Source organism: Sphingomonas sp. BE138 (assembly GCF_031456125.1).
Taxonomy (GTDB): domain Bacteria; phylum Pseudomonadota; class Alphaproteobacteria; order Sphingomonadales; family Sphingomonadaceae; genus Sphingomonas.
Genome location: NZ_JAVDUC010000002.1, coordinates 282,076 through 295,254 on the forward strand (window position 1 = coordinate 282,076; position 13,179 = coordinate 295,254).

At 69.2% G+C, this 13,179-nt stretch carries 13 protein-coding genes; 5 read left to right on the top strand and 8 right to left on the bottom strand.

The features are described from left to right. Nucleotides 1–3: 3 nt before the first annotated feature. Nucleotides 4–780, top strand: a complete 777-nt coding sequence (locus J2Y58_RS04205; protein WP_310099100.1) for a hypothetical protein — start codon at nucleotides 4–6, stop codon at nucleotides 778–780. Between the two features lie 92 nt (nucleotides 781–872). After that, complete coding sequence (locus tag J2Y58_RS04210) at nucleotides 873–1,490, top strand: YceI family protein (protein ID WP_310099102.1); 618 nt, start codon at nucleotides 873–875, stop codon at nucleotides 1,488–1,490. Between the two features lie 36 nt (nucleotides 1,491–1,526). Here J2Y58_RS04210 and J2Y58_RS04215 read toward each other — a convergent pair whose 3' ends face one another. Continuing rightward, a complete protein-coding gene (locus tag J2Y58_RS04215) occupies nucleotides 1,527–1,910 on the bottom strand; it encodes a hypothetical protein (protein WP_310099105.1) in 384 nt (127 codons plus the stop codon). 65 nt (nucleotides 1,911–1,975) lie between these two features. Further along, on the bottom strand, nucleotides 1,976–2,380 hold the full coding sequence (locus tag J2Y58_RS04220; protein ID WP_310099107.1) for a BLUF domain-containing protein: 405 nt from the start codon (nucleotides 2,378–2,380) through the stop codon (nucleotides 1,976–1,978). A 230-nt stretch (nucleotides 2,381–2,610) separates the two neighbouring features. Between J2Y58_RS04220 and leuA the strand changes: the two genes are divergently transcribed. Then, nucleotides 2,611–4,269, top strand: coding sequence for a 2-isopropylmalate synthase (gene leuA, locus J2Y58_RS04225; protein ID WP_310099108.1), 1,659 nt, complete (start codon nucleotides 2,611–2,613; stop codon nucleotides 4,267–4,269). Continuing rightward, a complete protein-coding gene (locus J2Y58_RS04230) occupies nucleotides 4,266–4,919 on the top strand; it encodes an HAD-IA family hydrolase (protein WP_310099111.1) in 654 nt (217 codons plus the stop codon). The genes leuA and J2Y58_RS04230 overlap by 4 nt, the downstream gene beginning before the upstream one ends. A 113-nt stretch (nucleotides 4,920–5,032) precedes the next feature. Here J2Y58_RS04230 and J2Y58_RS04235 read toward each other — a convergent pair whose 3' ends face one another. The 5 genes from J2Y58_RS04235 to J2Y58_RS04255 form a co-directional block, all read right to left on the bottom strand. Further along, nucleotides 5,033–5,695 (bottom strand): epoxyqueuosine reductase QueH, encoded by a 663-nt coding sequence (locus J2Y58_RS04235; protein WP_310099113.1) that lies wholly within the window; start codon nucleotides 5,693–5,695, stop codon nucleotides 5,033–5,035. A gap of 137 nt (nucleotides 5,696–5,832) precedes the next feature. After that, entirely contained in the window at nucleotides 5,833–7,446 is a 1,614-nt protein-coding gene (locus J2Y58_RS04240) for a helicase HerA-like domain-containing protein (protein WP_310099116.1), read from the bottom strand. A gap of 76 nt (nucleotides 7,447–7,522) precedes the next feature. Continuing rightward, nucleotides 7,523–9,061: a Do family serine endopeptidase gene (locus J2Y58_RS04245; RefSeq protein ID WP_310099612.1), complete on the bottom strand. Its 1,539-nt coding sequence runs from the start codon at nucleotides 9,059–9,061 to the stop codon at nucleotides 7,523–7,525. 110 nt (nucleotides 9,062–9,171) lie between these two features. Then, nucleotides 9,172–10,047, bottom strand: coding sequence for a protease modulator HflC (locus J2Y58_RS04250; protein WP_310099118.1), 876 nt, complete (start codon nucleotides 10,045–10,047; stop codon nucleotides 9,172–9,174). Next, nucleotides 10,047–11,168, bottom strand: a complete 1,122-nt coding sequence (locus tag J2Y58_RS04255) for a protease modulator HflK (RefSeq protein WP_310099121.1) — start codon at nucleotides 11,166–11,168, stop codon at nucleotides 10,047–10,049. Before J2Y58_RS04255 ends, J2Y58_RS04250 begins: the two co-directional genes overlap by 1 nt. A gap of 72 nt (nucleotides 11,169–11,240) precedes the next feature. Here J2Y58_RS04255 and J2Y58_RS04260 point away from each other — a divergent pair, with 72 nt between their 5' ends. Beyond that, nucleotides 11,241–12,197 carry an Mrp/NBP35 family ATP-binding protein gene (locus J2Y58_RS04260; protein WP_310099123.1) on the top strand — a complete coding sequence of 319 codons (957 nt, stop codon included), beginning with the start codon at nucleotides 11,241–11,243 and terminating at the stop codon, nucleotides 12,195–12,197. Nucleotides 12,198–12,443: 246 nt separating this feature from the next. On the opposite strand, the gene J2Y58_RS04265 is transcribed toward J2Y58_RS04260, so the two are convergent. Further along, the gene (locus J2Y58_RS04265; RefSeq protein WP_310099126.1) at nucleotides 12,444–13,139 is read right to left on the bottom strand and encodes a cytochrome c family protein; all 696 of its coding nucleotides are present in this window, start codon (nucleotides 13,137–13,139) and stop codon (nucleotides 12,444–12,446) included. Between the last annotated feature and the right edge of the window lie 40 nt (nucleotides 13,140–13,179).

Consider the following 13,179-nt stretch of genomic DNA (forward strand, 5'->3'; position numbering starts at 1 on the left):
GTCATGCGGGCGGCGACGTACCGAGCTTCGTCGTACCGGACCCGCCAGGATGCGGGCAGCCGGATCGTGTCGACGCTGCTGGCGGTCGGCATCGCCGCTGCGATCATCATCGCGCTGCTGACGATGGGCGGCGTGGTGCGCGGCGACTTCGGCGACGGACGCCGGCTGACCACCTTCGACGTCCGCAGCGAAGGGGCGCGGCCGGAGAAATCCACCACGCAGAAGACGCAGCGGCAGCAGGCCGCGCCGGCGCGCAGCGAGATCACGCCGCCCCGCGCCGTCACCGCCCGCCCGGTGCCCGTGCCGCCGCTGCCCGAACAGCCGCTGCACCTGCCCGGCGTCATGATCCTCAACCGCGCCGATTACGCCGCCTCCGACATCGGCACGATCAAGGGCACCGCCGGCCCGCCGGCCACCGGCCGCGGCGACAGCGGGCGCGGCGACGATACGCAGACGGTCGGGCTCGGGCCGGGCGGCGAGCCGCTGTACGCCGCCGAATGGTATCGCCGCCCATCGCGGGCCGAAACCGAGCCGTACATGCCGCGCGGGAAGACCGGCTGGGGCATGGTCGCGTGCCGCACCGCGCCGCGTTTCCATGTCGAGGATTGCCGCGAGCTGGGCGAGTCGCCCGGTTCCGGGATCGGTCGCGCTCTGCGGCAGGCGGCATGGCAGTTCCTCGTGCGCCCGCCACGCAAGGGCGGCACCGAGCTGATCGGCGCATGGGTGCGGATCCGCTTCGACATCACTCCGGCGGGTGGCCCGACCGACGACGGCGATTGACCGGCATCGCGAAATAGAGCGTTTCGTGCGCGGCGTCTTCGCAGCGACGCGAATCTGTGGTGCAACGCGCGCACAACAGGAGGATCAATAACATGCGTCCGTTCATCGCCGCCGCGCTTGCCGCCACGCTCGCCGTCCCCGCCGCCGCGCAGCTCGCCACCACGCCGCAGCAGCCCGGCCAGCCGCAGGCGTCGCGCGTCGCCGCCGGCACCTACCAGGTCGACCCCGCGCACACCCAGGTGACGTGGGAGGTCAACCACATGGGCTTCTCGATGCTTCAGGGGCAGTTCGGCGCGCAGGGCGGGTCGATCACGATCGATCCCAAGAACGTCGCAGCGACCAAGGTCGACGTCACCTTCGCGATCGACGACCTGTCGGTGACTGCCGCACCGTTCGCCAAGCACCTGAAGTCCGCCGACTTCTTCGACGCCGCCGCCAACCCGACCGCGCGCTTCGTCTCGACCTCGGTCACGCCGCGCGGTGCGACGCGCGCGACGCTGAACGGCAATCTGACGATCAAGGGGGTGACCAAGCCCGTCTCGCTCGACGTCACCTTTGTCGGCGCGGGCACCAACCCGATGAGCAAGAAGGCGAATTTCGGCTTCACCGGCACCGGCACGATCAAGCGCAGCGATTTCGGCCTCGGCTATGCCGCGCCGGTCGTCTCCGACAACGTCAAGCTCACCGTGCAGGCCGCCTTCACCGCCTGACCGCCACCGTCCGGCCCCCGCCACGGGGGCCGGCGCTCACTGGCCCAGGGTATAGGCGGTGGTGAACTTGCCGTCTTGGCGGTTGCCGATGCTCCAGATCGTCGTTTTGCCGCCGGCATATTTCACCGCATAGGTCTCGACCCGCCCGCCGTTCCCGGCGTCGTCGTGCGCCTCGGCCTTCACGAACGACACGCCCTCGACCGCGCCGAGCGCGGCGAGCGCCGGCCCCATCTGCGCCATCTGGTTGCGACAGGCCGACAGCAACGGTTCGGCCATCAGGTCGGCCGGACAGCGGCCCGCCGCCGCCTCGGTCACCATCCGCCGCAGCGCCGGGCCATATTCGCCCGTGCCGGCCTGTTGCGCCGATGCAGCGCCCGCCCCGATCGTCAGCGCCGCCGCCAGCAGCATCACCGTGCGCATCGCCCTCTCCCCTCGTTCCCGGGCAAGGGTATCGCCGCGATCCGCGCCGCGTGCAAGCGGCCGCGTCAGGCGGCGCGGCGCAGTTGCACGAAGCCGTCGAAGGTCGCGCGCACCGCCGGTGCCGCCCCGGCGATCAGCGCCTGGACCTGCGCCACCATCGCATCGCCCGCGACACCCGCCACCCGCTCGGCCATCGCCCACTCGCCGAACTCGCGCGCGGCGATGTCGCGGCACGACAGGATCACGACCGCGCGGTGCCGCGGATCGGCGGTGATCCGCTCCAGCGTCCGCTCCAGCGCCGCCGGCTCTCCCTCCAGCACCTGCAGGAACCGGCGCCCGTCGGCGTAGAGCAGCCCGGTCAGCCCGTCGCGGCGATTGTTGCGCCGCGAGACGGCAAGGATCGACGCGGTATCGACCGCACCGACCACGGAACTGATATAAACGATCTGCAACAGCGAAGCATCCGACATGCCGGCGACCATGCGCGGTGAAGCGTTGTAAATTCATGAACTTGCGACGCGCGCTGGACAGCGGGACACCGCCCGCGCTACGGATGGCGCCAATGACGCGCCGGCTGGCCCTCCTTCTGCGACTTACGCGCCCTTAGGCGCGACCCTTCCGACGCGTGCATCGCACGCGCGACGCGCCTAAGGGCTGATCCCACCTCTCCCTTTCCGCTCCTGATGAAGAGAGCCCCGTCATGCTGCGCGACCCGAGCCAGAAATATCGTCCGTTCCCGACTGTCGACCTGCCCGACCGCCGCTGGCCGTCGCAGACGATCGCCCGCGCGCCGCGCTGGCTGTCGACCGACCTGCGCGACGGCAACCAGGCGCTGATCGACCCGATGGACGCCGAGAAGAAGACGCGCTTCTTCGACCTGCTCGTCAAGGTCGGGCTGAAGGAGATCGAGGTCGGCTTCCCCAGCGCCGGCGCGACCGAGTTCGACTTCATCAGCGGGCTGGTTCGAGACGGGCGTATCCCCGACGACGTCGCGATCCAGGTCCTTACCCAGTCGCGCCGCGACCTGATCGAGCGCAGCTTCGAAAGCCTGGAGGGCGCCAAGACCGCGATCGTCCACCTCTACAATGCGGTCAGCCCGGCGTGGCGCAAGATCGTGTTCGGCATGACCCGCGACGAGGTGAAGGCGATCGCGGTCGCCGGCGCCAAGGTGCTGCGCGACGAAGCCGCCAAGCGCCCGGACACCCGCTGGCAGTTCGAATATTCTCCGGAAACCTTCTCCACTGCCGAGCTGGATTTCTCGGTCGAGGTCTGTGCCGCGGTGATGGACGTGCTGCGTCCGACCGCCGACGCGCCGATCATCCTCAACCTGCCCGCAACCGTCGAATGCGCGACGCCCAACGTCTATGCCGACCAGATCGAATGGTTCGCGCGCAACATCCCCAACCGCGAGGCAGTGGTCATCTCGCTGCACACGCACAACGACCGCGGCACCGGCGTCGCCGCGGCCGAACTGGGCTTGATGGCGGGCGCCGACCGCGTCGAGGGCTGCCTGCTCGGCAACGGCGAGCGCACCGGCAATTGCGACCTCGTGACGGTCGCGCTGAACATGTACACGCAGGGCACCGACCCGCGGCTCGACCTGTCGAACATCGACGAGATCGTGAAGACGGTCGAATATGCCACGTGCATCCCGGTCCATCCACGCACGCCCTACGCCGGCGATCTGGTCTTCACCGCCTTTTCGGGAAGCCACCAGGACGCGATCAAGAAAGGCTTCGCCGCGCAGGCCGAGCGCAACGACACCTTGTGGGAGGTGCCGTACCTGCCGATCGACCCCGCCGATCTCGGCCGCAGCTACGAAGCGGTCATCCGCGTCAATTCGCAGAGCGGCAAGGGCGGCGTCGCCTGGGTGCTGGAGCAGGACAAGGGACTGAAGCTGCCCAAGCGGATGCAGGCCGATTTCAGCCGCCACGTCCAGGCGCTGGCCGACGAAAGCAGCCGCGAACTGAACGCCGCCGACATCTGGGGCGCGTTCGAGCGCGCCTATCTGCCCGCCAGCGCCGACCGCTTCGTCCTGCGCGATTACGAGGAGACGGGAACCAGCGGCGAGCGTGTGTTCGTCGGGCGCGTCGCGATCGACGGCGAGGAACGCTCGCTCTCCGGGCGCGGAAACGGCCTCATCTCGGGCGTGATCGCGGCACTGGCGGACAGCACCGGCCCGGCGCTCGACGTCGTCGACTATAGCGAGCACGCGATCGGCCACGGCGCCACCGCGCAGGCGGTCGCCTATCTCGAATGTCGCACCGGCGACGGACGAACGGTCTGGGGGGTCGGAATCGACAGCGACATCGCCACCGCCAGCGTCCGTGCGGTGCTCTCCGCGGCGAACCGCGCATGACGCGCGCCTATGCCGCCTTCCTGTTCGACATGGACGGGACGCTGCTCAACAGCATCCCCTCGGCGATCCGGGCCTGGACCGCATGGGCGAACCGCCACGGCATCGACGTCGACGCGTTGATGGCGGTGATGCACGGCGTCCGCGCGATCGAGACGATCCGCCGCTTCGCGCCCGCCGGCGTCGACCCGCAGGCGGAATTCGAGGCGCTGTTGCAGGCCGAGATCGACGATGTCGACGACGTGGTCGAGATCGCAGGCGCGGCGGCGTTCGTCGCCGCGCTGCCCGCGGATCGCTGGGCGATCGTCACCTCCGCGCCGCGCTCGCTCGCCGAGGTGCGGCTGCGCGCCGCGGGGCTGACCCCGCCCAAGGTGATGGTGACTGCCGACGACGTGTCGCGCGGCAAGCCGGCGCCCGATTGCTTCCTGCTCGCCGCCGAGCGGCTGGGCGTGTCGGCCTCGGACTGCCTGGTCTGGGAAGACGCCCCTGCCGGCATCGCCGCGGGCGAGGCGGCCGGCGCCGACGTGATGGTCATCACCGCGACTCACCACGCGCGGCTGGAGACGCCGCACGGGACGGTCGCGGATTACGGCGCGCTATCGGTGGAGGTGGCGGACGACGGTGCGCTGCTGTTGCGAGAGGCCGGCGCCTAGCACACGTGCTTCGACACGCTCAGCGCGAAGGGGGTTGTTTTGATCGGGCAACCTCCGTCCGCCCTTCGTCCTGAGCTTGTCGAAGGACGTGCCCGACACGCACCGTTACAAACTCACCCCGCGGCCTCGTCCCCGTAATACAATTCCCCGATCCGGATCTCCTCGCGCCCCTGCGACACCCGGTGTGCGTTCGTGTCGCGCAGCGAATAGACGCAGCCGCAATATTCCTGCTGATAGAAATGCTCGCGCTTGGAGATCTCGATCATCCGCGCCGCACCGCCGCCCTTGCGCCAGTTGAACGTCCAATAGGCGATGTCGGGATAATGCGCCGCCGCGCGCTCGCCGCAATCGTTGATCTGCGCCATGTTCTTCCAGCGCGAGATGCCCAGCGACGAGGTGATCACCGGAAAGCCATGCTCGTGCGCATACAGCGCGGTCCGCTCGAAGCGCATGTCGAAGCACATCGTGCACCGCGCGCCCCGCTCGGGCTCGAACTCCATGCCGCGCGCGCGCTTGAACCAGTTGACCGTGTCGTAATCGGCGTCGACGAAGGGGATATCGTGCTTCTCGGCGAAGCGGATATTCTCCTCCTTGCGCAGGATATATTCTTCCTTGGGGTGGATGTTGGGATTGTAGAAGAAGATCGTATAGTCGATCCCGCTCGCGGTCATCGCCTCCATCACCTCGCCCGAGCACGGCGCGCAGCAGGAGTGGAGCAGCACCTTCTTGTGCCCGTCGGGCGGGGTCAGCAGCGGGCGGTCGTAATCGGTCGTCATGCGCGGCGCTGTAGCGGAAAACGCGCGACACGGCCACCTCCCGTCCCGTCCGTGCTGAGCCTGTCGAAGCACGTGCCCGGCGACACGCCCTTCGACAAGTTCAGGACGAACGGTGGAGAGATGGCCATCGGAGCGGTTCAGCGCCGCAGCAACCCGCCCAAAACACCGCGCACCACCTGCCCCAGCAATCCGCCGCCGCCGCCGCCGCGCCGCGACGACCCGAACACCGCCTTCGTCACCTCGTTCGCCACCGCACGCCCGACCGCCGACGATGCCGAACGCGTCGCGGACGTCATCGCGCGGTTCCACGGATCGTTCGCCGCATCGCGCTCGGCGGCGCGGCGCGCGCGCTCCTTCTCGCGCGCGGCCCGCGCATCTTCCTTCGCCTGCGCCGCCGCGGCCTTCTCCGCCGCGGTCGACGCGCGCGCCACCGCGACCGCCGCCGCCGCTTCCTGCGTCCTGGCGGCCAGGATCTCCTCCGCCGACTCGCGATCGACCGGCATGTCGTATCTGGTGCCGATCGCATCGGTCTCGATCAGCACGCGCCGCTCCTCGGGCGTGACCGGGCCGACCCGGCTCGCCGGCGGGCGGATCAGCGTGCGCTGCACCGGGGACGGCGCGCCATCGGGCTGGAGCAGCGAGACCAGCGCCTCGCCGGTGCGCAGCTCGGTGATCGCGGTCGCCACGTCGACTCCCGGATTGGCGCGGAACGTCTCGGCGGCGGCCTGCACCGCCTTGCGGTCGCGCGGGGTGAAGGCGTTCAGCTTGTGCTGGACACGGTTGCCCAGCTGTCCCGCGACGCTGTCGGGCACGTCGATCGGGTTCTGCGTGATGAAGTAAACACCGACGCCCTTCGAGCGGATCAGCCGCACGACCTGCTCGATCCGGTCGAGCAGCGCATCGGGTGCTTCGTCGAACAGCAGATGCGCCTCGTCGAAGAAGAAGCACAGCTTCGGCTTGTCGACATCACCGACCTCGGGCAGATGCTCGAATATCTCGCCGAGCAGCCACAGCAGGAACGTCGAATAGAGTTGCGGCGAGGCCATCAGCTTGTCGGCGGCCAGGATGTTGACCAGCCCGCGCCCCTGCTCGTCGGTGCCGAACAGGTCGTCCAGCGCCAGTGCCGGCTCGCCGAAGAAATTCGCCGCTCCCTGCCCGCGCAATTGCAGCAACGCGCGCTGGATCGCGCCGACCGATTGCCTCGACACGTTGCCGTAGCGGGTGGTCAGCTCCTCCGCGCGCTCCGCGACATGCGCCAGCATGGCCTGCAGATCGTCGAGGTCGAGCAGCAGCAGCCCTTCCTCGTCCGCGACATGGAAGGCGATCGACAGCACGCCCTCCTGCACCGTGTTCAGCCCCAGCAAACGCGCGAGCAGCAGCGGCCCCATCTCGCTGATCGTGGTACGGATCGGGTGTCCTTGCTCGCCGAACAGGTCCCAGAACTGCACCGGCGTTGCTATATATCGCCAATCGTCGGCACCGATCTGCGCCGCACGTGCCGCAAAGGCCGCGTGGTTCTTCGCGGTCGCCGACCCCGGCATCGCCAGTCCGGACAGGTCGCCCTTCACATCGGACAGGAAGCACGCGACACCCGCGCTCGAAAAACCCTCGACGATGCCCTGCAAGGTCACGGTCTTGCCGGTTCCGGTCGCCCCCGCGATCAACCCGTGGCGATTGGCGCGCGCCAGTTCCAGCCGCTGCGGGTTCGCCCCGCCCTCCCCCGCGCCGATCAGGATCCCACCGTCCGCCACGTACGTCCTCCCAAGAAAAAAGGCCGCCGCACCATGCGATGCGGCGGCCCCTTTGCCTAGCGCCGGTCGACGCGGGTTACTTGATCTTCACCGCGATGAAGCCGTTGGTCTGGCGACCGCGCGTGACGCTCAACAGCACCGAGGGACGCCCGGCCGCCTTCGCCGCCGCCACCGCGCGCGCGACATCGGCGCTGGTGCGCACCGGCTGCGCGTTCACCGCCGAGATCACGTCGCCGCGCTTCAGCTTCTGCCCGGCGTCGCTCGACGGATCGACCTGCGCCACGACCACGCCCTGCACGGTCGAGTCGACGCCGATCGAGCGCGCGATCTGCGGCGTCAGCGGCTGCACCGCGATGCCGAGCGAGCTCGACCCCGGCGACGCCTGCTCGCCGCTATCGTCGTCGGGCAGCCCGTCGTCACCGTCACCACCGCCGTTGATTGCCGCCAACTGGTCGTCGGACGGCCGCGTCGCCACCGTCGCGTTCAGCGACTGGCGCTTGCCCGCCCGGATGATGTCGAGCTTGATCGTCGACCCCGGCGCGGCACCCGCGACCAGCGACGACAACGTCCGCTCCGGCGTCACGGCTTGGCCATTGATCGCGACGACGACGTCGCCCGCGCGCAGCCCGGCCTTGGCGCCCGGGCCGGTCGGCTCGACACTGCCGATGATCTCGCCCTGATCCTTGGGCAGGCCCAGCGCGCCGGCGATATCGTCGTTCATCCGCTGGATGCCGACGCCCAGATAGCCGCGCTTGACCGTGTCGCCCTTCATCAGCGTGGCGAGGATCGGCTTCGCCTCGGTCGCGGGGATTGCGAAGCCGATGCCGATGTTGCCGCCCGACTGCGAGTAGATCTGGCTGTTGATGCCGATCACTTCGCCGTTCAGGTTGAACATCGGGCCGCCCGAATTGCCCTGGTTGATCGCGGCGTCGGTCTGGATGAACGTGTCGAACGGACCCGCTGCGCCGGTCTGTCGGTGCAGCGCCGAGACGATGCCCGCGGTCACCGTCCCGCCCAGCCCGAACGGCTGACCGATGGCCACCACCCAGTCGCCGACGCGCGCGCGGCTCGAATCGCCCAGCTTGACGAACGGCAGCGGGGTCGGCGAGGTGATCTTGAGTACCGCCAGGTCCGACGTCGGGTCGCGCCCGATCAGCTTCGCCTTATATTCCTTGCGATCCTGGAGCGTTACCGTGATCGACTCGACCGTCGCGCCCTTCGCGGCCGGCGCGATGACGTGGTTGTTGGTCACGACATAGCCGTCGGCCGAGATCAGGAAGCCCGAGCCCAGCGACGTGCCCTCGCGCGTCACCGGCGCGCCACCGCCGCCGCCGCCGCCGAACTGGCCGAACAGATCGCCGAACGGCGTTCCCGCGAACGGGTTCGCCTGCTGCTGCACGGTCACCTTCTGCGTCGTGGAGATGTTCACCACCGCCGGTTGCAGCTTGGCGACCATGTCGGCGAAGCTCATCGGGGCGCCGGCCCGCGGCGCGGATGCGGTGATCGCGCCCGGTTCGTTCTGCGCGATCTGCGCCGTCGCCGGGTTCTGGAGCGCCAGGGACGCCGCAGTGCCGCCGAGCAGGAGGGCGCCGGTCAGGGCGTAAGCATAACGCACGGTTTTCATGTCCTCTTGGTCACCCGATCCGAAAAGTGATGAATACGCCTGTTGCTGTGCCGCAATCGCGATGAACGGCGTTTGAATATGAACGCCGCGCTCATCGCGGATTAACGACCGCCGCCCTCGAACGCGCGAAGATAGCCATTGTTCGGGCTCATGATGATATTGGTCGAACCTTCCGGCTGCGGACCGCCATCGGCGCCGAACGTGTGGCGATAGCTCTGCATCGCGCGGTAGAAATCATAAAAATCCGCGTCCTTGCTGAACGCGTCGGCATAGATGCGCGCGGCTTGCGCATCGGCCTCCGCGCGGACGATCTGCGCCTGCTTCTGTCCCTGCGCGCGAATCGTGTTCGCTTCCTGCTGCCGCGCGGTACGCATCCGCTGCAACGCGCTGTCGAGCGGGCTGCCCTCGGGCAGGTCGGCATGCTTGATCCGCACGTCGACGATCTCCGCACCGTACTGCCGGGCATAGCGCTGGAGCGAGGTCTGGATCGCGTCCATCACGTCGGCGCGCTCGGGGCTCAGCAGCACCGCAAACGGCACCTTGCCCAGTTCGTTGCGCAGCGCGGTGCCGAGCAACGGGCGCAACTGGTCCGCGACCCGCTCCTCGGTGTTCGACAGGCTGCCGGTCGAGGTCACCGCGCGCAGCGGATCCACGATCCGGAAACGGGCATAGGCGTCGACGTTCAGCCGCAACTGGTCGGTCGACAGCACCAGCGTATTGTCGAGATCGGCGTCGAGCACGCGCTTGTCGACCCACACGATCTTGTCGATGAACGGCACGCGCGCGATCACGCCCGCGCCGGTGTTGCCGATCGTCTGGCCCGGCTGCCACTGATTGACCAGCCGCACCGGGTTGTTGAGCCGCAGGACCACCGCCTGCTGCGTTTCCGGCACGATCGCGAAGGTCGCCGCCGCAACGATCGCCAGCACCAGCGCGATCATCCCGATCGCGATCGGATTGCGCATCCAGCCTTGCATCAGCGCTGCCCTCCCTGCGTGGCGGGGGCCGGCGACGACGCGCCCGGCCCCGATGCCTGGCTTTCGGTCGGCTCGACGAGCTTGCGGGCGCGATCGAGCGGCAGGTACGGGGTCACACCGGGCGTCTCCACGATCGTCTTGTCGGTCTTGGCCAGCACGGCCTCCATCGTCTCGTAATACATGCGGCGGCGCGTCACGTCGGGCGCCAGGCGATATTGCGCATAGACCTGGTCGAATGCCGCGGCTTCACCCTGCGCGCGCGCGACAACCTGCTGCGAATAGCTGCGCGCGTTGTTCAGATTGCCGACCGCTTCCTGCTGCGCGGCCGTGACCGCGTTGAAATCGTCCACCAGGGCGGCGGGCGGCGACGCCTGCTTGATCGACACGCCCTGCACGCGGACCCCGGCCTGATAGCTGTCGAGGATCTGCTGCATGACCTGCGCCACGCGCGCCTCGATCAGCCCGCGCCCCGCACCGATCGCCTCGTTCATCCGGGTCGTCGCCAGCACCGCGCGCATCGCGCTCTCGGCGGTCGCGCGGACCGTCTCCTGCGGATCCTTGATCTCGAAGACGTAGTTGCGCGGGTCCGACACGCGCCAGCGCACCGTATAGGCCAGGTCGATGATGTTCTGGTCGCCGGTCAGCACCGTCTCCCCGCCGTCCTGCGGGAATTCGTCGGTGCGCACCTGCTCGACGTCGACCTTGGTCACGTTGACGATCGGCGCCGGCAGCGTGACGCGGATGCCGGGCTCGAGCATCCCCGAATATTTGCCGAAATAGGTCACCACCCCGCGCTGCTGCGGCCCGATCTGGTGAAAGGACGTCAGCAGCAGCCAGATCGCGACCAGCAGCACCGCGCCGATGATCCACAACGTCCGCGCCGAGGCGCCGAGCGGCAGCTGCGGGCGGCCGCCGCCGCCGCCACCACCGCCGGTATTGACGCGCGCCTTCTTCAGGAATTCGTCGAGCGCGGTTGGCTTGCCGGTGGTGCGCCGTCCGCCCGGGGGCACCGACCACGGATTGCGCGGTCCGGCATTGTCGTCACCGCCACCTCCCCAGGGTCCATTATTGTCGGCGGCAAGGATGATCGGGCGCCGGAGCCAGCGTCGCAGGATGGTCATGTCGGTCTTTATAGGTGCGCGATCCGCGAAAAACAGTGGCAAGCCACGCGCAGGCGCCTACGGAATGCCGCCATGAGCGAGAAAGACGTGGCCACCGACGTGGTCGAGGCGGTGCGCGCGGTGGCGGGCGCGCGTGCGACGGTGCGAATCGAGGCGCAGCGGATCGGCGTGGTGATCGACGCCAGCGGGCTCGACGCCTCCGCGCGCGACGCACTGGAGGTGAGCGTCCGCATGGCGGCGGCGCGCCCCGGCTACGATGTGCGCACCGTCGTCACCGCCGAGCGGGTCGCGCGCCGGATCGTCGCGGTCGCCAGCGGCAAGGGCGGAGTCGGCAAATCGACGCTGTCGGCCAATCTCGCGATCGCGCTGGCGCGCGCCGGGCGGCGCACCGGGCTGGTGGACGCCGACATCTACGGCCCCTCGCAACCGCGGCTGATGGCGGTCGAGGGGACGCGGCCCGAGGCGCGCGACAAGGTGCTGCTGCCGGTCGCGACGCCTTGGGGCGTGCCGCTGCTGTCGATGGGGCAGTTGGTGGAGCCCGGCCGCGCGATCGCATGGCGTGGGCCGATGACCGCAGGCGCGCTGGGGCAGCTGATCGATGCCGACTGGGGCGCGACCGACACGCTCGTCGTCGACCTGCCGCCCGGCACCGGCGACGTGCAGCTGACGATGGTGCAGAAGCATCGTCCCGCCGGTGCGGTGATCGTTTCGACTCCGCAGGACCTCGCGCTGATCGACGCACGCCGCGCGATCGACCTGTTCGAGAAGGCGGGCGTGCCGATCATCGGACTGGTCGAGAACATGGCCGGCTATGCCTGCCCGCATTGCGGCGAGGTCTCCGATCCGTTCGGGCGCGGCGGCGCGGAAGCCGCGGCACACGAGGCGGGCATCCCCTTCCTTGGCCGGGTCCCCCTCGACATCACCATCCGCACCGCCTCGGACGCAGGACAGCCGCCCGCTGCGGGGGACGGCGATCGCGTGTTCGCGCCGATCGCGGCGCAGGTGGGGGCGTGGCTGGGGGCGCACTAAGGCGACGTGCGCCAGATCCGCGCCATCCACCCCGTTCGTGCTGAGCCTGTGAAGCACGTGAGGAGGCGAAGCGCCTGGAACACGCACTTCGGCAAGCTCGGTGCGAACGGGGTGTGAGGATCGAACTCGCCCGATACCTGCCGAGCGTTCGATGAAATCCTCCGCCATGGCGAGCGTAGCGAAGCAATCCAGAGCAACGTGCTCCGACCTTGGACTGCGTCGCTACGCTCGAAATGACGGGAAGCCCTATGGCTTGGCCGGCGGCACCGCGCCCAGCGCCTTGTCGTCCTTCGCCGCCGGGTCAATCGACGGCGCGCCCGACGCCGGCGTGCCGGTGTTCGCGATATCGGCGGTGTCGCCCTTCGTCGCCTCGGTGACGTTCGCGACCGCCGGATCGGTCGGCGCCGCGCCCGGCGCCGGCGCGGCCGGCAGCGGCAGGTTCGATCCCTGCTGGTTCAGATACGCGATCAGGTTCGCACGATCCTCGGGATTGCCGAGCCCGGCGAAGGTCATCTTGGTGCCGTTGGCGAACTTGCGCGGCGACGTCAGCCACGCGTTCATCTTTTCGAAGTCCCAGGTGCCGCCGACGCTCTTCAGCGCATCGGAGAAGGCGAAGCCGCCCTTGCCCTGTCCGATCGGCTCGCCCAGCGTGTGGTACAGGTTCGGGCCGATGCCGTTGGCGCCGCCCTGGTTGATCGTGTGGCACGCCGCGCACTTCTTGAAGACCTCGGCGCCCTTGGCGGGGTCCGCGCTTGCCAGCAGCGAGGCGATCGGCACCTCGGCCGCACCGCCGCCTCCCGCTTCCTCGACGCCCTCGATCGCATAGCCCATCTTCTCGGGGCGCTCGCCATGGAACAGCATGCCGCCGGCGATCGACAGCCCCAGCGCCGTCCCTGCCGCTGCCAGCGCCCAGCCGAAAATCGTGTTGGTCCGGTCGTCCATGTCGCCGTTTCGCCCCTCTTCCTTCACGTTCCATAGAAAG